The following is an 18178-nucleotide window of genomic DNA, read 5'->3' as shown; positions in this document are numbered from 1 at the left end:
GACGTTGCGTCAGGAGCCTTCGGCCGGGAGTCTTCACAAGTGCTGGGGCCTCGGCTATACATGGGGTCGCCGGACTGGAACGCGTTCTAGAACCGGCCGGTTCGCGGAGCGGAGCGTTCGGCGACCGGCCTCCGGCCCTGTCGCGACCTCGGTGCGGCCGACGGTGCGGACGGTCGCACCGAGGTCTTCTCCCGTCGGCCCAAGGAGCTGCCACCCGATGCCCATCGACGCCGAGAAGGCCGTGGCCGCCGAGCCCCGGTCCGCCGAGATCACCTGGGACCACAAGGACGTCCAGCTCTACCACCTGGGCCTCGGCGCCGGACTGCCCGCCACCGACCCCGACGAGCTGCGCTACACCCTGGAGTCCAGGCTGCACGTCCTGCCCAGCTTCGCCACCGTCGCGGGCGCGGGCATGGGCGTCGTCGGCGGACTCTCCGCGCCCGGCATCGAGGTGGACCTGGCCGCGGTCCTGCACGGCGGCCAGAGCATCACGCTGCACCGTCCCATCCCGGTCAGGGGCGAGGCCGTCACCACGTCCCGGGTCGCCGCGGTGTACGACAAGGGGAAGGCCGCGATCCTGGTTCTGCGCTCCGAAGTCGCCGACGGGGACGGGCCGTTGTGGACCAGCGACGCGCAGATATTCGTACGCGGTGAGGGCGGGTTCGGCGGCGACCGCGGACCCTCCGCCCGCGTTCCCGCCCCCGAGGGCGACCCCGACCTGGAGGTCGAGCGCCCCGTCCGCGAGGACCAGGCGCTCCTCTACCGCCTCTCCGGGGACTGGAACCCGCTGCACGCCGACCCCGAGTTCGCCGCGCTCGCCGGCTTCGACAGGCCGATCCTGCACGGCCTGTGCACCTACGGGATGACCCTCAAGGCCGTCGTCGACACCCAGCTCGGCGGTGACGTGACCCGGGTCCGCGGCTACAGCACCCGCTTCACCGGAGTCGTCTTCCCCGGCGAGACGCTGCGGATCCGCATGTGGCGCACCGACGGCCGCGTCCAGGCCACGGTCACGGCGGTCGAACGCGACGACGCGCCGGTGCTCGCCGACACCGTCGTCGAACACGCCTGAGGGCCGGCGACCACGCCCGAGAGCCAGCGATCTTCGTACGAGAGGAGCCGCACCATGCGCGCAGCCGTACTGCACGAGACAGGCCAGGAGAAGCTCGAGGTCCTCGACGACCTCGAGACGGTGGGCTTCGCGCCCGGCAAGGTGAAGATCCGGGTCCGGGCCACCGGGCTGTGCCACTCCGACATCTCGGCGATGAACGGCGTGCTGCCGCAGCCCGCCCCCTTCGTCCCCGGCCATGAGGGCGCCGGCGAGATCATCGACGTCGGCGACGGCGTGAGCGGCCTCGCCGAGGGCGACCGGGTCCTCCTCTGCTGGCTCCCCGCCTGCCGCTCCTGCCCCGCCTGCAAGCGCGGCCAGACCCACCTCTGCCTCGCCGGGTTCCTGAACGCGGGCACCCCCAACTTCAAGCGCCCCGGCGGTGACGTCTTCGGCTTCGCGGGCACCGGCACGTTCGCCGAGGAGGTCGTCGTCGACGCCGGGTGCGCCGTGCCGATCCCCGACGACGTGCCCTTCGACATCGCGGCGCTGATCGGCTGCGGCGTGACGACGGGGCTCGGCGCGGCCGTCAACACGGCGGACGTGGCGGTCGGTTCGTCGGTCGCCGTGATCGGCTGCGGCGGCGTCGGCATCTCCGCGATCCAGGGCGCCCGCCTCAAGGGCGCGGCGCAGATCGTCGCGGTCGACCCGGTCGCGTCGCGCAGGGAGGCGGCGCTCACGTTCGGCGCCACGGAGGCCGTGTCGCCGGACGAACTGGCCGACGCCAAGCAGCGGATCACCGCGGGCGAGGGCTTCGACTACGTCTTCGAGGTCGTCGGCAAGTCGGCCACGGCCCGCGTGGCGTACGAGACGACGCGGCGCGGCGGCACGCTCTGCGTCGTCGGCGCCGGCGCCATGGACGACCACCTGCAGTTCAACATGTTCGAGCTGTTCTTCGACGAGAAGCGCATCCTGCCCTCCATGTACGGGGGAGGGGACGTCCTCACGTCGTACGAGCGGGCCATCGCGCTCTGGCGGGCGGGCCGCATCGACCTCGCGGGCCTGATCACGCACCGCGTGCAGCTCGCCGAGGTCAACGAGGCGCTGGACCAGATGCGCACGGGTGTCGCCCTGCGCACCTGCATAGAGATCTGACCCCCGCATAGAGATCTGACCCCCCGCACCGAGATCTGACCCGCTCCGAGCGTCGAAGGGACTCTGACTCTGATGTCACTGCCACTTGAAGGCCTGTCCGCGATCGTCACCGGTGCGGGCCGCGGGCTCGGCCGGGCCGAGGCGCTGGAGCTGGCCCGGCTCGGCGCGAGTGTCGTCGTCAACGACTTCGGGCAGCCGGGACGCGACGGCTCCGGCGAGGCGTCGGCGGCGCCCGCCGAGGAGGTCGCGGCCGAGATACGGGCGGCGGGCGGGCAGGCCGTCGCCCACACCGGCGACGTCGCGGACCACGAACAGGCTCGCGGCCTTGTGCGGTCGGCGGTCGAGACGTACGGAAAGCTCGACATCCTGGTCAACAACGCCGGCATCCTGCGGGACCGGATGATCTTCTCGATGACCGAGTCCGAGTGGGACTCGGTCATCCACGTCCACCTCAAGGGCCACTTCAACACGACCCACTTCGCGTCGGCCCACTGGCGCGAGCGCTCCAAGGCGGCGGGCGGCCCGGTGTACGGCCGGATCGTCAACACGTCGTCCGAGGCCTTCCTCGCCGGGTCGGCGGGCCAGCCGAACTACGCGGCGGCGAAGGGCGGCATCGTCGGCCTGACGACCTCGACCGCGCTGGCCCTCGCCAAGTACGGGGTGACCGCCAACGCCATCTGCCCCCGGGCCCGTACGCGGATGACGGAGGACGTCTTCGCCGGGTTCGAGGTGCCGTCGGAGGGGAGGCTCGACCCGTTGGCGCCGGAGCATGTGGCGCCGCTGGTCGGGTACTTGGCGTCGCCCGCCGCGGCGCGGGTCAACGGACAGCTGCTCGTCGTCCACGGCGGCATGGTCGCCGTCGTCGAACGGCCCAGGGTGGCGGCGAAGTTCGACTCGGCGAAGGAGACGTTCACCTTCGACGAGCTGGACGAGGCGCTCTCCCCCTACTACGCGGACCGCCCGGCGAACGAGACGTTCGCGGCGGCGGAGGTCCTGGGGCTCAAGCGAGGCTGAGCCCCGGGCGGGAGGGGGCGACGGAGAAAAGGTCTCGCCCCCGTGCCGCTCGTGACGGCGCGGGGGCGAGACCTTTCTGCAAAGAGCCGGGCAGCGGGTCAGGACCGCGTCAGGAGTACTGGTCCTGCCTGCGGTGCCGCCCCCGCGGCGCCGTCGCCTCGTCGTGCTCGGCCACCGGGCCCCGGTGCCTGCCCGCGCCGCCGTTCGCGCCGGTGGGCGCGGTCGTCGGCCGCTGTGGTGCGGTGTTCTGCTGTGTCTCCGTGACGGTCTCGGTCGTAGTCAAGCCATTCACCCCGTAAAGAAGATCGTTCGTACAGCCGGGCGAGTCTAACCGCCCGCCGTCCGCCCGCCGAGGGGTGCCTGCTGCAGCGGGACGGGGCGTGCCGCCGCGGGCTTCGGCGGGTCCGCCGGAGGTGGCGGAGGCGGGGGCGGGACGTCGGCCGCCGGGGAGTCGGTGGCGGGCGGGGGCTTGGCCGCGGGCGGGGCGGGGCCCGTCACCCGGGCCACTCCGCACGGCGTCGCGCCCGTGACGTACGGCAGGCACAGGGTGCCGTCCGGCGTCCACCAGCCCGAGCCGTTCAACCACCCTGGCGGCGCGGCGAGTTGGTGCACCTGCCGCCGTGCGGGCCGCCACAGCCCGAGCCAGCTCGCACCCGGACCCGGGCCTTCGAGCCGCAGCGCCACCCCGCAGGCCTCCGGCGTGAGCACCTGCCCCGGCTGGATCGCGAACGGTGTCGCCGTGAGGCCCGGCAGCCGCAGGGACTCGGGGAAGCGGACCGGCCGCGTACCGCCGAGGACGCCCCAGCCCAGACGGTGCTCGCCCGGGGCGTCGGAGCGGATCAGGAGCAGGCCGCTGCCCGCGTCGGCGAGCAGCAGCCGGTCGTCGCTGTCCTCGGTGATCTGCAGGAGCGGCGAGACCTCGCCGCCGCGCTCCAGGTCCACCGCGACCGTCTTGGTGCGGCCGTCCAGCTCGCGGTCCAGGGCGAGCATGCGGTCCGTGCCGTCCAGCCAGACGCCGCCCGAGCAGCGGCCCGGGACCTCGGCGAGGTGCTCGGGCCCGAAGGAGCCGCCCGCCACCAGCCAGACGTCCGAGGCGCCCGCGCCGGGCGCCAGGGCGTACGCGCGGGTGCCGCCCGGCGCGGGCGGCAGCAGGCTCAGCTCGCCGCACTCCACGGCCCCCAGCGGCACCTCACCGGTGGCCGGGCCCGTCGGGTACAGCAGGGCGAAGGTGTGCCGCTCGCCCACCACGCGGTGGATGAGGACACGGCCGTCGGACATCGGGAGCACTTCCGTGGCCGGTTCCTCGGGCTGGTTGCCGGGCAGCGGCACGGCGTACGGCTCTGCGGAGCCGAGGGTCCAGCGTTCGGGATACCAGGAGTCGGGCGCGCCGGCGGCGCGGGCGAGGCGCGCGGCGTACGACCCGTCCGCCGCGATCGTGCACCCGGCGGCGCGGGTGCGCACCCGCGCCGCGGGCGGCGGCGCCGGTGGTGCTGGTGGCGCTGTCATCGTGAGTGTCACCTCCGGCCCCGAAGCTAGTTTTCGCACGCACTGACGTGGCACCGACGAGCGTCCGCTTCACACAGAAGGGTGGCAATGTCCCGATTCGCCTGAGGGGGCAGGGACGGTTGTGCTGTGACGGGGCCGACAGCTCCGCGAGAGGAGACCCCGCTTATGGTGAGGCGAACCTGAGCCCGGCCCGGTCCGGGCAGTGCACCCCCTGGAGCTCCGATGTCCGTGTCCATACGGTCCGTACGGCGAATCCGCCGCCGCGGCACCGCCGCCGTCGCCCTCGCCGTGACCGCCGCGCTCGCGCTGACGGCCTGCGGGTCGTCCGACGACTCCGCGAAGTCCGAGAACGGCGGCGGCAGCAAGGCCGTCGCCCAGGGCGGCGACGACTTCGCGAAGGCCGCCGAGCGGACGGCGAGGATGGGCACCGACGCGAAGCCGGGCGAATTCCCGCGCACGATCACCCACGCCCGCGGCAAGACGGAGCTGAAGCAGCGGCCGCGGCGCGTCGTCGTCCTCGACGTCGGCGAGCTCGACAACGTCGTCTCGCTCGGCGTCGAGCCCGTCGGCTACGCCCCCACGGAGGGCGACGACGGCATCCCCGGCTACCTCAAGAAGGAGGCCGGCACCCCCAAGAACGTCGGCACGATCAACTCCCTCAACCTGGAAGCCATCGCGGGCCTGAAGCCGGACCTCATCCTCGGCAGCGAACTGCGCGCCGCCAAGCTCTACCCGCAGCTCTCCGAGATCGCCCCCACCGTCTTCTCCATCCGCCCCGGCTTCACGTGGAAGGAGAACTACCTCCTGAACGCGGCCGCGCTCGACAGGACCGCGAAGGCGAAGACGGAGCTCGCCCTGTACGAGGAGAAGGCGAGGTCCCTGGGCCGGGACCTCGGCGACGACAAGCCGACGATCACGATGCTCCGCTACCTGCCGGACCGCATCCGCCTCTACGCCAAGGCGTCCTTCATCGGCACCATCCTCGACGACATCGGCCTGCCGCGCCCCAAGAACCAGCAGGTCAACGACCTCGCCACGGAGATCAGCCCGGAGAAGATCGACCAGGCCGACGCGGACTGGATCTTCACCGGCGTCTACGGCGACGCGCAGAAGACGGGCCGCTCCGAGGCCGAGAAGAACCCCCTGTGGAAGAAGCTCGACGCGGTGAAGGGCGGGCACGCGAAGGACGTACCGGACGAGACCTGGTACCTGGGCCTCGGCGTGACGGCGGCGAACGAGGTCCTGGCCGACCTCAAGTCCGACCTGGCCCCGTAAGGGGCGCGGGGAACGGCGCGAGCAACCACAGGCAAAGCCGCAGTCGCGTCTGCTCGGTACTCCGCAGACGCGACTGCGGCTTCTGGCGGGCTGAGCGCGCCGTTCCCCGCGCCCCCGAAGGGGGCACTCCGTAGCCGGTCGGCAGCGGTACGTGACGCGCGACATGCCGAGCGCAGCGGGAAGGTAGCCTTTCTCCGTGCCCCGTCTGTCTGAAGTCATCGCCGCGCTCGACGCCCTGTGGCCCGCCGAACTGGCCGAGAGCTGGGACGCGGTCGGCACGGTCTGCGGAGACCCCGACGCGGAGGTCTCCCGCGTCCTCTTCGCCGTCGACCCCGTCCAGGAGATCGCCGACGAGGCGGTGCGGCTCGGAGCGCAGCTCCTGGTCACCCACCACCCCCTCTACCTGCGCGGTACGACGACGGTCGCGGCCTCCACCTTCAAGGGCCGCGTCGTCCACGACCTGATCAAGCACGACGTCGCGCTGCACGTCGCGCACACCAACGCGGACCGCGCCGACCCCGGTGTCTCCGACGCCCTCGCGGGCGCGCTCGACCTCCGTGTCGTACGCCCCCTCGTGCCGGACCCCGCCGACCGCCACGGCCGCCGCGGCCTCGGCCGGATCTGCGAACTCGAACACCCGCTGACCCTGCGCGAGCTGGCCGAGCGCGCCGCGAAGCGGCTGCCCGCCACCGCGCAGGGCATCCGCGTCGCGGGCGACCCGGACGCCCTGATCCGGACCGTCGCGGTCAGCGGCGGCTCCGGCGACAGCCTCTTCGACGACGTGCGCGCCGCGGGCGTGGACGCCTTCCTCACCGCGGACCTGCGCCACCACCCGGCGTCCGAGGCCCGCGAACGCACGCCCCTCGCGCTGCTCGACGCGGCGCACTGGGCCACCGAGTGGCCCTGGTGCGAGCTGGCCGCAGCCCAGCTCGACGAGATTTCCGACCGGAACGGATGGGGACTGCGCGTCCACGTCTCGAAGACGGTCACCGACCCCTGGACCGCCCACGCGGCCTCGCCTATCGACTCAACAGGAGCCCCCAACTGAACGCCGCGCCCGCCGACCAGATCCGACTGCTCGACGTCCAGGCCCTGGACGTACGCCTGCAGCAGCTCGCGCACAAGAAGAAGTCCCTGCCCGAGCACGCCGAGATCGAATCGCTCAACAAGGACCTCACGCAACTGCGTGACCTGCTCGTCGCCTCGACCACCGAGGAGAGCGACTGCGCCCGCGAGCAGACCAAGGCGGAGCAGGACGTCGACCAGGTCCGTCAGCGCGCGGCCCGCGACCAGCAGCGCCTGGACTCCGGCGCGGTCACCTCGCCCAAGGACCTGGAGAACCTCCAGAAGGAGATCGTCTCCCTCGCCAAGCGCCAGGGAGACCTCGAGGACGTCGTCCTGGAGGTCATGGAGCGCCGCGAGTCCGCGCAGGAGCGGGTCGCCGAGCTCACCGAGCGGGTCTCCTCGGTCCAGTCGAAGATCGACGCCGCGACGGGCCGCCGCGACGCCGCGTTCGAGGAGATCGACGGCGAGGCCGCCACGGTCACCAAGGAGCGCGAGGTCGTCGCCGCGTCCGTCCCGGCCGACCTGCTGAAGCTCTACGACAAGCTGCGCGAGAAGGAGGGCGGCGTCGGAGCCGCCAAGCTCTACCAGCGGCGCTGCGAGGGCTGCCGCCTGGAGCTCAACATCACCGAGGTCAACGAGGTGAAGGCGGCGTCCCCGGACACGGTCCTGCGGTGCGAGAACTGCCGCCGCATCCTGGTCCGCACGTCCGAGTCGGGCCTCTAGGAGCCGTGTCCGTGCGGGAGTTCATCGTCGAGGCCGACGGCGGGTCGCGGGGCAACCCGGGGCCCGCGGGGTACGGCTCGGTCGTCATCGACGCGGCCACGGGGGAGACCCTGATGGAGGCCGCCGAGTACATCGGCGTCGCGACGAACAACGTCGCCGAGTACAAGGGCCTGGTGGCCGGGTTGAAGGCGGCCCACCAGCTCGACCCGGGCGCCTCGGTCCACGTCCGCATGGACTCCAAGCTCGTCGTCGAGCAGATGTCGGGCCGCTGGAAGATCAAGCACCCCGACATGAAGCCCCTCGCGGCGGAGGCCGCGCGGATCTTCCCCGCCTCCCGGGTGACGTACGAGTGGATCCCGCGCGAGAAGAACAAGCACGCGGACCGGCTCGCGAACGAGGCGATGGACGCGGGCAAGCGGGGTGAGCGGTGGTCGGCGTCGGCGTCGACGGCGGAGCTCGACGCACGGGCCGCGCGGGCGGCCGCCCCCGCCGTCCCGGAGCCCTCCGGCCCGCCGGGGGACGCGGCGGCGGGCGCGGCGCGGGCACGGGCGGCGCTGGTGGGGGCGTCGGCCCCAGGACCTTCGTCGCCGAGCGACACCGGCGTCGGCACGGGTGCCGGCACCGGTACCGGCATCGGCATGGGCACCGACACGGGCACGGGCACGGGCATGGGCACCGGCATCGGTACCGGCACTGGCACCGGCACCGGCATCGGCATCGGTACCGGCACTGGCACCGGCACCGGCATCGGCATCGGTACCGGCACCGGCACCGGCATCGGCACGGGCACAGGCACGGGCACCGGCACTGGCACGGGCACCGGCACGGGCACCGGCACTGGCACGGGCATCGGCACCAACACCGGCACCGGCATCGGCACTGACACCAGTACCAGTACCGGTACTGGCACCGGCTCCCGCACCGCTGCCGACGTCCGCGCCGCGCGCAACGTCTCCGCCCCGCCCGTCGGCTGGGCCGCGCCCGCCGACCTCGGTGTGCCCGCGACCTTCGTCCTGCTGCGGCACGGCGAGACCGCGCTCACGCCCCAGAAGCGGTTCTCCGGAAGCGGTGGGTCGGACCCGTCCCTGTCGGACGTGGGGCGCGAGCAGGCCGAGCGGGCCGCGGCCGCGCTGGGCGCGCGCGGCACGATCCGGGCGATCGTGTCGTCACCGCTGAAGCGCTGCCAGGAGACCGCGCACACCGTCGCCGCCCGCCTCGGACTCGACGTACACCTCGAAGACGGCCTGCGCGAGACGGACTTCGGGGCCTGGGAGGGCCTGACCTTCGGCGAGGTGCGTGAGCGTTACCCCGAGGAGCTCGACGCCTGGCTGGCCTCGCCGAAGGCGGCACCGCCCGGCGGCGAGTCGTTCGCGGTGGTCTCCCGCCGAGTGGCGGCGACGCGCGACCGGCTGGTCGGCGCGTACGCGGGAAGCACCGTTCTGCTCGTCACGCACGTGACGCCCATCAAGACGCTGGTGCGGCTCGCGCTCGGCGCCCCGCCGGAGTCCCTGTTCCGCATGGAGCTCTCGGCGGCCTCGGTGTCGGCCGTGGCGTACTACGCCGACGGCAACGCGTCGCTGCGCCTCCTGAACGACACGTCGCACCTGCGCTAGCGCAGGGCCGCTGCCTCGCGGGCCAGGGACTCGACGCGGTCCCAGTCCTTGGCCGCGACCGCGTCGGCGGGAAGCATCCAACTGCCGCCCACGCAGCCGACGTTGTCCAGCGCGAGGTAGGTCGGCGCGGTGCCCGCCGTGATCCCGCCGGTCGGGCAGAACCGGGCCTGGGGGAGCGGGGCGCCGAGCGACTTCAGGTAGGCGGTGCCGCCGGCCGCCTCCGCCGGGAAGAACTTCATCTCCCGTACGTCCTGTTCGAGCAGTGCCACGACCTCCGAGGTCGTCGAGACGCCCGGCAGGAACGGCACGCCGGAACCCCGCATCGCGTCCAGCAGCGAATCCGTCCAGCCGGGGCTCACGAGGAAACGGGCGCCCGCCTCCACGGAGTCGGAGACGTGCCGCGCCGTGATGACGGTGCCCGCGCCCACCACCGCGTCCGGCACCTCGGCGGCGATCGCCGAGATCGCGTCGAGCGCGACCGGCGTCCGCAGGGTGACCTCGATCGCGGGCAGCCCGCCCGCGACCAGGGCCCGCGCCATCGGCACGGCGTCCTGGAGGTCCGAGACGACGACTACGGGGATGACGGGGGCGAGGTCCAGTACGGAGGAGGTCATGAGGGCATCCTGCACCGGCGGGAGCAGCATGCGCAAAGGTGGTTGCACATGCTGCAACCCCAGTGGTCGGGCGTCAGTGGATGTCCCGCACCACCACGTCCAGGGCCCACGGCTTGCCCGCCTTGGCCGGAGCCTCCGCCTCCACCACGTGCCCCAGGTCGCGCAGCGCCTCGACCAGCTCGGCCGGGTCCTTCGGCTCGGCCCCCGTCGACAGCAGGGAACGGACGATCCGGCCCTTCGTCGCCTTGTTGAAGTGCGAGACGACGGACCGCTTCTCGGCACCGGTCTTCTCATCGATCTGCGCGTGCAGCACGCGTACGGTGGCCGTCCGCCCGGCGACCTCGCCCTTCGGCTTCCACGCCGCCGCGTACGCCGACGACCGCAGGTCCAGGACGAGCCCGTCGCCGGCCGCCTCGGGCATGACGGAGGCCATCGGCGTACGCCAGTACGCGCCCAGGGCGCCGACGCCCGGCAGCTTCACGCCCATCGAGCACCGGTAGGACGGGATCCTGTCACCGACGCCGACGGCGCCCCACAGACCGGAGAAGACCAGCAGCGAGCGGGCGGCGCGGCGCTTGGCGGCGGCGTCGAGGGAGGCGAGGCCGAGGGCGTCGTACAGCACGCCCGTGTAGATCTCCCCGGCAGGCCGGGCACCGGCCGTACGCAACCCGGCGTTCTTCGCGACCTCACCGCGGAGCCCCTCGCTCAGCCCGAGCACCTCGCGGGCCTTCTCCTCGTCCGCGGTGCACAACTCGACGAGCTCGTCCAGAACGGCCCGCCGCGCCTCGACGAGCCCCGGCAACGACAGGGACTCCAGCTGGAGGGGGGCACCTCGGCCGGAGGACGCCTTGCCTTCGGACGGCGGCAGCAGGACGAGCACGGTGGGACTCCTTCGGTGGTACGGGGAGGGGGTGCGGCCCCCGCGAAACGGTACCCGGGCCGACGGGATGGTTCCGGATCGCTTGCCGCACACCCACGTGCCGTAACTCCGCCCCCGCCCTACCCTCGACTCATGCCCCGCCGTCAGCTCCGCGTGACCGCCACCGCCGACGCCCCCCTGCGGATCGCGCTGCGTGATCTGCGTACGGAACTGGACGTGCCCGGAGAGTTCCCCGCCGACGTCCTCGCGGAGGCGGAGCGCGCCGCCGCCGCGCCCCGGCTGCCGGAACCGGCGCACGACGCCACGGACATCCCCCTCTTCACCGTCGACCCTCCCACCTCCGTCGACCTGGACCAGGCCATGCACCTGTCGCGGCGCGACGGCGGCGGCTTCCGGGTGCGGTACGCGATCGCCGACGTCGCCGCGTACGTCGCGCCGGGCGGCCCGCTGGACGCCGAGGCCCACCGGCGGGTGACGACCCTCTACTTCCCCGACGGGAAGGTGCCGCTGCACCCCGCCGCGCTGAGCGAGGGCGCCGCCAGCCTGCTGCCGGGGCAGAGCTGTCCCGCGGTCCTGTGGACGATCGACCTGGACGCGGACGGCCGTACCGTGGCGACCGACGTGCGCCGTGCCCTCGTGCGCAGCCGGGCGAAGCTCGACTACGAAGGGGTGCAACGGGCCATCGACGACGGCACCGCGGAGGAACCCGTCGCGCTCCTGCGGGACATCGGAAAGCTGCGCGAGCGGCAGGAGGCCGACCGCGGCGGCATCTCCCTCAACGTGCCCGAGCAGGAGATCGTCCAGCGGAACGGAACGTACGAACTCGCCTTCCGCGCCCCGCTCCCCGCCGACGGCTGGAACGCGCAGATCTCACTGCTCACCGGCATGGCCGCCGCCGAGCTCATGATCGCCTCGGGGGCGGGCATCCTGCGGACGCTGCCCAGCGCCCCCGACGGAGCGGTGGGCCGGCTGCGCCGCACCGCCAAGGCGCTGCACATCGACTGGCCGCACCACGTGCCGTACGCGCAGCTCGTACGCTCCCTCGACCCGCGCGAGCCAAACCACGCCGCCTTCCTCCAGGAGTGCACGACGCTGCTGCGCGGCGCGGGCTACACGGCGTTCAGCGGAGGGCAGGTCCCCGCGCTCACCACGCACGCCGCGGTCGCCGCCCCCTACACCCACTGCACGGCCCCGCTGCGCCGCCTCGTCGACCGTTACGCCTCCGAGCTCGCCCTCGCGGCCTGCGCGGACGCGCCACCCCCGGAGTGGGTGCTCGCCGCCCTGGACGAGCTGCCGAAGGAGATGGCGGACGGCACGCGGCGTGGCAACACCGTGGAGCGGGAGTGCGTGGACGTCGTCGAGGCCGCGCTGCTGAAGGAGCGGGTCGGCGAGATCTTCGACGCGGTCGTCGTGGACGTACGGGAGCGGGACCCGGCGGTCGGGACCGTGCAGGTGGCGGAGCCCGCGGTCGTCGCGCGGATCGAGGGCGGCCCGGCCGCGCTGCCGCTGGGGGAGCGGGTGAGGGCCCGGCTCACGCAGGCCGACCCCGGCACGGCGAAGGTTCAGTTCGCGCCCGCGTGAGGATGGTCCGGGGCGGGGGCCGCGAGCCGTTCCCGCAGGGCGGCGAGGAGCCGGTCCGGATCGTCGGCGTGCAGGCGGACCTTCGTCACCTCGCGCCGCTTCCCGAGGAAGCCGACGTCGGTGACGGGCCGGCCGAGCTCAAGGGTGAGTGAGGTCGTCGACGCGACGGGCAGGTCGAGCACGCCGTCGGCGGCCTCGTGCGTGAACAGCCGCTCGGCGCGTACGGCGGTGATCAGCGCCAGCGGTATCCGCAGGTCCCGGTGCGCGCCCTGGCGCACCCGCAGCGCGTCCGGCGACAGGACGTGCGGGCGGGTGACGGACGCGGCGTGGATGCCGAGCATCAGGAGCACGCCGTAGACGTCGACGACCAGCGCGACGGTGTGCGCGGTCGGGTGGTCCCGCAGCAGCACGGACATGCCGAACGCCTCGACGACACAGACGAAGGTCAGGCCGTACATGGTCGCCGCCTGACCGCGGGCGTGTCCGAAGGCCCGGTCGCCCGCCGCCGGGCGCACCCCGTGCCGCCGCCGGGTCACCCACATGAAGAGGCTGCCCAGGACGCGCAGTTCGTGCCCGAAGAGCCGCCGGAGTGGCCTCGTCATCGTCATCCCGATCCCCCGCCCTCTGCCGCCGGATCCGTGTCCGTGTCCGTGTCCATGTCCGTGTCCGTGTCCACGCCGCGGAGCGCGAGCAGCCGCATCGCGCGGCGCACCGCCTCGGCCTGCGCGGGCGCGAGGTCGGCGAAGAACGCTTCGAGGAAGCCGTCGTCGCGGGTCCCGCGGCCGTCGGCGAGAGCCCGGGCGTCCTCGGTCCCCAGCTCGGTGAGGAGCGAGTCCGGCAGCGAGTCGGCGAGGGCGCGCGCGGCCTCGTCCACGGCGGCGTCCGTGCGGGGGTCGGCGGGGTCGGCGCCGGCGAGGGCGTCGAGCCGCGCGTACACCTCGTGGGCCCGCTCCACAGCCCCGGGCGTGCCGAGCGCCGGGCGCATCGCGGCGAGGAAGGCGTCCCGGTCCTCCGGCGACGCGGTGGTGTCGAGCAGGACGAGGAACTCCCGGTCCTTCGCGGCCATCACGGACTCCGGGCCCTGGCGCCCCTCCGACGCGCGGGCCATCTCGCCGAAGAAGCCGGCCAGTTCGGGGGAGACGGGGCCCTCGGCCGACAGGCGCCCGTGCTCCGCGTCGTCGAGCAGGGCCCGCAGCCGCGCCCGGTGCTCCCGGATCGCGGTCTCCTGCCGGGCGAGGTCCGCGTCCAGTTCGGCGAGGACCTCGGCGAGGTCGCGGCCCGCGTCGTCCGCGAGTACGTCCCGCACCTCGGCGAGTCCCAGGCCGAGCCCGGTCAGCCGCCGGACGCGGGCCAGCACGACGGCGTGCCGCAGCCCGTACTCGCGGTACCCGTTGGGCCGCCGTTCGGGCTCCGGCAGCAGGCCCAGGTGGTGATAATGCCTGATGGCGCGTGTGGTGACGCCGACGATGCCGGCGAGCTCTCCGATCCGCATGCACTCAGTAGAAACGTTGACGCTGCGGCAAGGTCAACCTTCGGCCCGGCGGGCCGGCCCGCGCGGCACGACGGCGACTCACCGGGGGAGCGGCACCACATGGAACACGAGGCGACGACGGCCGGGCGGTCCCGGGAGGTGGCGGTGTGGGCGCGGGCCCCGGTCGGTCCGGGCGGCCGGACGCTGGACCTGCTGACCGCGCGCTTCGACCGGCACCGCTACGCGCCGCACTACCACGAGGAGTTCACCGTCGGCGTCTGCGTCGGCGGCTCCGAGGTCATCGACTACCGCGGCGGACGGCTCCGCGTCGGACCCGGCTCCATCGTCGTCCTCGCCCCCGGCGAGGTGCACACCGGCGGCCCCGACGCGTCCGGCGGCTACGCCTACCGCGCCATGTACCCGGCGGCGCCCCTCCTCGGCGAGGGCACCACGGTCCCGCCGCACTTCCGCGACCCGGTCATCGACGATCCCCGCCTCGCCGCGGCCCTGCGCGCCGCGCACACCGGCCTGAGCGCGCACACCGGACGGGGCTCCCACGCCGGACCGGGATCACCCGTCGGACCGGGCTCACCCGTCGACCCGTTGGAGGCCGAGTCCCGGATCCCGTGGCTGCTCGCCGCGCTCGCCCGCAGGCACGGCACCGCCCGCCCCCTCGACGACCGCGTGCCCGGCGCCGACCACATCGCCCGCACCGTGCGCGGCCGCCTCGCGGACGAACTCCTCACCCCGCCCACCCTCGCCGAACTCGCCGCGCCGCTCGGCCTCTCCCGCTACCAGCTGCTGCGCGCCTTCCGTACGTCGACGGGGATGCCGCCCTACGCGTGGCTCGCCCAGTACCGCGTGCAGCGGGCCCGCGCCCATCTGGAGGCGGGCCTGCGCCCGGCCGAGGCGGCGTCGCTGGTGGGCTTCGCCGACCAGGCGCACCTCACGCGCTGGTTCCGCAGGGTGCTCGGGGTGACCCCGGCGGCGTACCGCAACAGCGTTCAAGACACCGGCAGGAGGGGCGGCCGAAACTGCGCGCATGACGGCACGCGGCTGGTTCCTCTTCTCGCTCATGGGTGTCCTGTGGGGCATCCCCTATTTCATGATCAAGGTGGCGGTGGACAGTGATCTGTCGCCGTCGATGGTGGTCTTCACGCGCTGTGCGCTGGGCGCGGCGCTGCTCCTCCCGTTCGCCGTACGGCAGGGCGGACTCCCCGGCGTACTGAAGACGCACTGGCGTCCCATGCTGGTCTTCGCCTGCGTGGAGATCCTCGGCCCGTGGTGGACCCTGACCGACGCCGAACGCCGCATCTCCAGCTCCACGGCCGGGCTCCTCATCGCCGCCGTCCCGATCATCGGCGCGCTCCTCGCCCGCTTCTTCGGGGACACCGAACGCCTCGGCGCGCGCCGCCTCACCGGTCTCGGGCTCGGCCTGGCGGGCGTCGCCGTCCTGACGGTGCCGCACCTGACCGGCGGCGACGCCTGGTCCCTCACGGAGGTCATGCTCACCGCCCTCGGCTATGCCGTCGCCCCGCTGATCGTCGCCCGCCACCTGCGCGGCGTCCCCACCCTGCAGTTGATCGCTCCCTGCCTCACCCTGGCCGCCTTGGTCTACGCCCCTGCGGCGGCGGCGACCTGGCCGGAGACGATGCCGGACACCGAGACCCTGGCGTCCCTCGCGGGCCTCGGTGTCGTCTGCACGGCCCTCGCCTTCGTCGTCTTCCTCGAACTGATCAGGGAGGCGGGGCCGACCCGCGCGGTCGTCTTCACGTACGTCAATCCGGCCGTGGCGGTGGCGGCGGGCGTCACGTTCCTCGCCGAGCCGCTGTCGGCGGACGTCGTGGCGGCCTTCGCCCTGATCCTCGCGGGATCCTTCCTGGCGACGGCGGCGACCTCGGGCGCGGGGTCCGGCTCAGGGACCCGCCGGGTAACATGGTCGGCACGGCAGACGAGCCGGGCGGGCGGCCGCGTGAAGACCCCTTCGGGGGCCCTTCCCGAGGAACGTCCGGGCTCCACAGGGCAAGGTGGTGGCTAACGGCCACCCGGGGTGACCCGCGGGACAGTGCCACAGAAAACAGACCGCCGAGGGCTCAGGCCCCCGGTAAGGGTGAAACGGTGGTGTAAGAGACCACCAGCGCCTGAGGTGACTCAGGCGGCTAGGTAAACCCCACCTGGAGCAAGGTCAAAAGGAAACACCCCGGTGTTTCTGCGCGGACGATCGAGGGCTGCCCGCCCGAGTCCGCGGGTAGACCGCACGAGGCCGGCAGCAATGCCGGCCCTAGATGGATGGCCGTCACCGCGACGTCCGCGAGGACCCGCGGGACAGAACCCGGCGTACAGCCCGACTCGTCTGCCCCACCCGCTCCGGCCCGGCCGGAGCGGATCTCCACTCCGGCCCCGCGCCCGCTGGGCCGAAGCCTGCCGGGCCTTCCTCGGTACGCGTACGCTCCCGATGCGGAAGGCTCACCATGACCCACCAGGACCGCTCCCACACCGACCAGGGCTCCCCCCTCGCCGGTCAGGACCCCTCCCTCACCGGCCAGGACTCCTCCTTCGCCGGCTTGGACCTGCCGCCCGCCCTGCTGCGGACGCTCACCGGGCTGGGCGTCACCGAGCCCTTCCCCATCCAGTCCGCCACGCTGCCCAGCGCCCTTGCGGGCCGCGACGTCCTGGGCCGTGGGCGGACCGGCTCGGGCAAGACGCTCGCCTTCGGACTGCCGCTGCTCGCCCGGACCGCCGGGCGACGGGCGGAGCCGAAGCAGCCGCTCGCGCTGGTCCTGGTGCCCACCCGCGAGCTGGCCCAGCAGGTCACCGAGGCGCTCACGCCGTACGCCGAGGCGCTGCGGCTGCGGATAGCCACGGTCGTCGGCGGCATCTCGATCAGCCGCCAGATCGCCGCGCTGCGCGACGGCGCCGAGGTCGTCGTCGCCACCCCCGGCCGGCTGCACGACCTCATCGAACGCAAGGCCTGCCGCCTGGGGCAGGTCCGGATCACCGTCCTCGACGAGGCCGACCAGATGTGCGACATGGGCTTCCTGCCGCAGGTCACCGAGGCCCTCGACCAGGTGCGGCCGGACGGCCAGCGGATGCTGTTCTCGGCCACCCTGGACCGCGACGTCGACCAGCTGGTCAGCGACTACCTCCACGACCCCGTCGTCCACTCGGTCGACCCGTCCGCGGGCGCGGTCACGACGATGGACCACCACCTCCTGGTCGTCCACGGCCCCGACCGGTACGCCGTCACCACGGAGATCGCCGCCCGCGACGGCCGCGTCCTGCTGTTCCTCGACACCAAGCACGCCGTCGACCGGCTCACCAAGCACCTGCGGGACAGCGGGGTGCGCGCCGCCGCCCTGCACAGCGGCAAGTCCCAGCCGCAGCGCAGCCGTACGCTCGCGCAGTTCAAGGACGGCCAGGTCACCGCTCTCGTGGCGACCAACGTCGCGGCCCGCGGCCTGCACGTCGACGACCTCGACCTGGTGGTCAACGTCGACCCGCCGACCGACCCCAAGGACTATCTGCACCGCGCGGGCCGCACCGCCAGGGCCGGCGAGTCCGGCCGGGTCGTCACCCTCGTGCTGTCCGCCCAGCGCCGCGAGACGAGCCAGGTCCTGGCCGAGGCCGGCATCGAGCCGACGCTCACCAAGGTGCGCTCAGGTGAGGCGGAGCTGAGCCGGATCACCGGGGCGAAGGCCCCCTCCGGCACCCCGCTCGACCGCGGGCCCGCCGAGACCCGCCCCAAGAACGTCAACACGCCCTTCCGCGGCCTCGGCACCAGCAAGGACGCCTCCCGCAGCACGGGTGGCGGCGGTGCGGGCGGCAAGTCCCGCAAGGGCAGCGAGGCCCGCAAGCTAGCGGAGGCCCGCAAGGCGGCCCGGGTGCGGCGCGGCGGCTGACGGCTCGCGGCCGCTAACAGCCCTCGGTGCGGCTCAGGTGGATCAGATGGGCCACCGTGGGCGCGGTGCGCTTGCTGCGGATGCGGCGCAGATACGTGCTCACGGTGTGCACGCTGATGCCCAGGCGCCTGGCGATCTGCTTGTGGGAGAGGCCTGCCGCGATGTGGGCGAGCACCTGACGCTCCCTGTGGGACAACGCCGGCGCGTTCTGCGAGCGGCTGTCTACTGGCATCTTCCCTCCGGGAGGGACTGTCAACACGTACGGCGGCTGTGGCCGCAACGTGATCTAACCACGGTCGTGCCGAAACAGAAAGGAATCCCCGCATACCCAGGG

At 73.5% G+C, this 18178-nt stretch carries 17 protein-coding genes, 1 other RNA gene and 1 pseudogene; 12 read left to right on the top strand and 7 right to left on the bottom strand.

Annotation, left to right across the window (positions count from 1 at the left end):
- Positions 1-217: 217 nt before the first annotated feature.
- The 3 genes from ACI2L3_RS00630 to ACI2L3_RS00620 all read left to right on the top strand — a co-directional run bounded on the left by ACI2L3_RS00630 (position 218) and on the right by ACI2L3_RS00620 (position 3217).
- The gene (locus tag ACI2L3_RS00630; protein WP_404750104.1) at positions 218-1072 is read left to right on the top strand and encodes a MaoC/PaaZ C-terminal domain-containing protein; all 855 of its coding nucleotides are present in this window, start codon (positions 218-220) and stop codon (positions 1070-1072) included.
- A 54-nt stretch (positions 1073-1126) separates the two neighbouring features.
- On the top strand, positions 1127-2203 hold the full coding sequence (locus tag ACI2L3_RS00625; protein ID WP_404750103.1) for a Zn-dependent alcohol dehydrogenase: 1077 nt from the start codon (positions 1127-1129) through the stop codon (positions 2201-2203).
- Between the two features lie 72 nt (positions 2204-2275).
- The gene (locus ACI2L3_RS00620; RefSeq protein WP_404750102.1) at positions 2276-3217 is read left to right on the top strand and encodes a 3-oxoacyl-ACP reductase; all 942 of its coding nucleotides are present in this window, start codon (positions 2276-2278) and stop codon (positions 3215-3217) included.
- A gap of 109 nt (positions 3218-3326) precedes the next feature.
- Here ACI2L3_RS00620 and ACI2L3_RS00615 read toward each other — a convergent pair whose 3' ends face one another.
- Both ACI2L3_RS00615 and ACI2L3_RS00610 read right to left on the bottom strand, forming a co-directional pair.
- A complete protein-coding gene (locus tag ACI2L3_RS00615) occupies positions 3327-3500 on the bottom strand; it encodes a hypothetical protein (protein WP_404750101.1) in 174 nt (57 codons plus the stop codon).
- Between the two features lie 44 nt (positions 3501-3544).
- Positions 3545-4723 (bottom strand): hypothetical protein, encoded by a 1179-nt coding sequence (locus tag ACI2L3_RS00610; RefSeq protein ID WP_404750100.1) that lies wholly within the window; start codon positions 4721-4723, stop codon positions 3545-3547.
- 222 nt (positions 4724-4945) lie between these two features.
- Between ACI2L3_RS00610 and ACI2L3_RS00605 the strand changes: the two genes are divergently transcribed.
- The 4 genes from ACI2L3_RS00605 to ACI2L3_RS00590 all read left to right on the top strand — a co-directional run bounded on the left by ACI2L3_RS00605 (position 4946) and on the right by ACI2L3_RS00590 (position 9399).
- The gene (locus ACI2L3_RS00605) at positions 4946-5998 is read left to right on the top strand and encodes an ABC transporter substrate-binding protein (RefSeq protein ID WP_404750099.1); all 1053 of its coding nucleotides are present in this window, start codon (positions 4946-4948) and stop codon (positions 5996-5998) included.
- A 196-nt stretch (positions 5999-6194) separates the two neighbouring features.
- Entirely contained in the window at positions 6195-7046 is an 852-nt protein-coding gene (locus ACI2L3_RS00600) for a Nif3-like dinuclear metal center hexameric protein (protein WP_404750098.1), read from the top strand.
- Complete coding sequence (locus ACI2L3_RS00595; protein ID WP_404750677.1) at positions 7043-7786, top strand: zinc ribbon domain-containing protein; 744 nt, start codon at positions 7043-7045, stop codon at positions 7784-7786. Before ACI2L3_RS00600 ends, ACI2L3_RS00595 begins: the two co-directional genes overlap by 4 nt.
- 11 nt (positions 7787-7797) lie before the next feature.
- Positions 7798-9399, top strand: coding sequence for a bifunctional RNase H/acid phosphatase (locus ACI2L3_RS00590; RefSeq protein ID WP_404750097.1), 1602 nt, complete (start codon positions 7798-7800; stop codon positions 9397-9399).
- Here ACI2L3_RS00590 and eda read toward each other — a convergent pair.
- Together eda and yaaA are read right to left on the bottom strand one after the other, a co-directional pair.
- On the bottom strand, positions 9396-10013 hold the full coding sequence (gene eda, locus ACI2L3_RS00585) for a bifunctional 4-hydroxy-2-oxoglutarate aldolase/2-dehydro-3-deoxy-phosphogluconate aldolase (protein WP_404750096.1): 618 nt from the start codon (positions 10011-10013) through the stop codon (positions 9396-9398). The two genes, ACI2L3_RS00590 and eda, sit on opposite strands and share 4 nt — an antisense overlap.
- Positions 10014-10086: 73 nt before the next feature.
- On the bottom strand, positions 10087-10893 hold the full coding sequence (gene yaaA, locus ACI2L3_RS00580) for a peroxide stress protein YaaA (protein WP_404750095.1): 807 nt from the start codon (positions 10891-10893) through the stop codon (positions 10087-10089).
- A gap of 132 nt (positions 10894-11025) precedes the next feature.
- Here yaaA and ACI2L3_RS00575 point away from each other — a divergent pair, with 132 nt between their 5' ends.
- Positions 11026-12474 carry an RNB domain-containing ribonuclease gene (locus tag ACI2L3_RS00575; protein WP_404750094.1) on the top strand — a complete coding sequence of 483 codons (1449 nt, stop codon included), beginning with the start codon at positions 11026-11028 and terminating at the stop codon, positions 12472-12474.
- Here ACI2L3_RS00575 and ACI2L3_RS00570 read toward each other — a convergent pair.
- Both ACI2L3_RS00570 and ACI2L3_RS00565 read right to left on the bottom strand, forming a co-directional pair.
- Complete coding sequence (locus ACI2L3_RS00570; protein WP_404750093.1) at positions 12456-13076, bottom strand: hypothetical protein; 621 nt, start codon at positions 13074-13076, stop codon at positions 12456-12458. The two genes, ACI2L3_RS00575 and ACI2L3_RS00570, sit on opposite strands and share 19 nt — an antisense overlap.
- A 2-nt stretch (positions 13077-13078) precedes the next feature.
- The gene (locus ACI2L3_RS00565; RefSeq protein WP_404750092.1) at positions 13079-13966 is read right to left on the bottom strand and encodes a MerR family transcriptional regulator; all 888 of its coding nucleotides are present in this window, start codon (positions 13964-13966) and stop codon (positions 13079-13081) included.
- A 99-nt stretch (positions 13967-14065) separates the two neighbouring features.
- On the opposite strand from ACI2L3_RS00565, the gene ACI2L3_RS00560 reads away from it, so the two are divergent.
- From ACI2L3_RS00560 to ACI2L3_RS00545, 4 genes and pseudogenes are all read left to right on the top strand, one after another.
- A complete protein-coding gene (locus ACI2L3_RS00560; protein ID WP_404750091.1) occupies positions 14066-15076 on the top strand; it encodes a helix-turn-helix domain-containing protein in 1011 nt (336 codons plus the stop codon).
- Positions 14988-15770: pseudogene (locus ACI2L3_RS00555) on the top strand (DMT family transporter); the annotation flags it as partial. The gene ACI2L3_RS00560 and the pseudogene ACI2L3_RS00555, both read left to right, overlap by 89 nt.
- A 127-nt stretch (positions 15771-15897) precedes the next feature.
- Positions 15898-16301, top strand: an RNA gene (rnpB, locus tag ACI2L3_RS00550) — RNase P RNA component class A.
- Positions 16302-16416: 115 nt separating this feature from the next.
- Positions 16417-17844 carry a DEAD/DEAH box helicase gene (locus ACI2L3_RS00545; protein WP_404750090.1) on the top strand — a complete coding sequence of 476 codons (1428 nt, stop codon included), beginning with the start codon at positions 16417-16419 and terminating at the stop codon, positions 17842-17844.
- A gap of 13 nt (positions 17845-17857) precedes the next feature.
- On the opposite strand, the gene ACI2L3_RS00540 is transcribed toward ACI2L3_RS00545, so the two are convergent.
- The gene (locus ACI2L3_RS00540; RefSeq protein WP_404750089.1) at positions 17858-18076 is read right to left on the bottom strand and encodes a response regulator transcription factor; all 219 of its coding nucleotides are present in this window, start codon (positions 18074-18076) and stop codon (positions 17858-17860) included.
- Positions 18077-18178 lie beyond the last annotated feature (102 nt).

The organism is Streptomyces sp. NPDC029674 (assembly GCF_044903205.1).
Lineage (GTDB): Bacteria > Actinomycetota > Actinomycetes > Streptomycetales > Streptomycetaceae > Streptomyces.
Note: the sequence above shows the minus strand (reverse complement) of the source record. Positions and strands in the feature narration are given on the sequence as shown.

Bases quoted from the DNA above. Each gene is read 5' to 3' on its own strand.
- ACI2L3_RS00630 (WP_404750104.1), top strand. From the start codon at position 218: ATGCCCATCGACGCCGAGAAGGCCGTGGCCGCCGAGCCCCGGTCCGCC.
- ACI2L3_RS00625 (WP_404750103.1), top strand. From the start codon at position 1,127: ATGCGCGCAGCCGTACTGCACGAGACAGGCCAGGAGAAGCTCGAGGTC.
- ACI2L3_RS00620 (WP_404750102.1), top strand. From the start codon at position 2,276: ATGTCACTGCCACTTGAAGGCCTGTCCGCGATCGTCACCGGTGCGGGC.
- ACI2L3_RS00610 (WP_404750100.1), bottom strand. From the start codon at position 4,723: ATGACAGCGCCACCAGCACCACCGGCGCCGCCGCCCGCGGCGCGGGTG.
- ACI2L3_RS00605 (WP_404750099.1), top strand. From the start codon at position 4,946: ATGTCCGTGTCCATACGGTCCGTACGGCGAATCCGCCGCCGCGGCACC.
- eda (WP_404750096.1), bottom strand. From the start codon at position 10,013: ATGACCTCCTCCGTACTGGACCTCGCCCCCGTCATCCCCGTAGTCGTC.
- ACI2L3_RS00575 (WP_404750094.1), top strand. From the start codon at position 11,026: ATGCCCCGCCGTCAGCTCCGCGTGACCGCCACCGCCGACGCCCCCCTG.
- ACI2L3_RS00570 (WP_404750093.1), bottom strand. From the start codon at position 13,076: ATGACGAGGCCACTCCGGCGGCTCTTCGGGCACGAACTGCGCGTCCTG.
- ACI2L3_RS00565 (WP_404750092.1), bottom strand. From the start codon at position 13,966: ATGCGGATCGGAGAGCTCGCCGGCATCGTCGGCGTCACCACACGCGCC.
- ACI2L3_RS00560 (WP_404750091.1), top strand. From the start codon at position 14,066: ATGGAACACGAGGCGACGACGGCCGGGCGGTCCCGGGAGGTGGCGGTG.
- ACI2L3_RS00545 (WP_404750090.1), top strand. From the start codon at position 16,417: ATGACCCACCAGGACCGCTCCCACACCGACCAGGGCTCCCCCCTCGCC.
- ACI2L3_RS00540 (WP_404750089.1), bottom strand. From the start codon at position 18,076: ATGCCAGTAGACAGCCGCTCGCAGAACGCGCCGGCGTTGTCCCACAGG.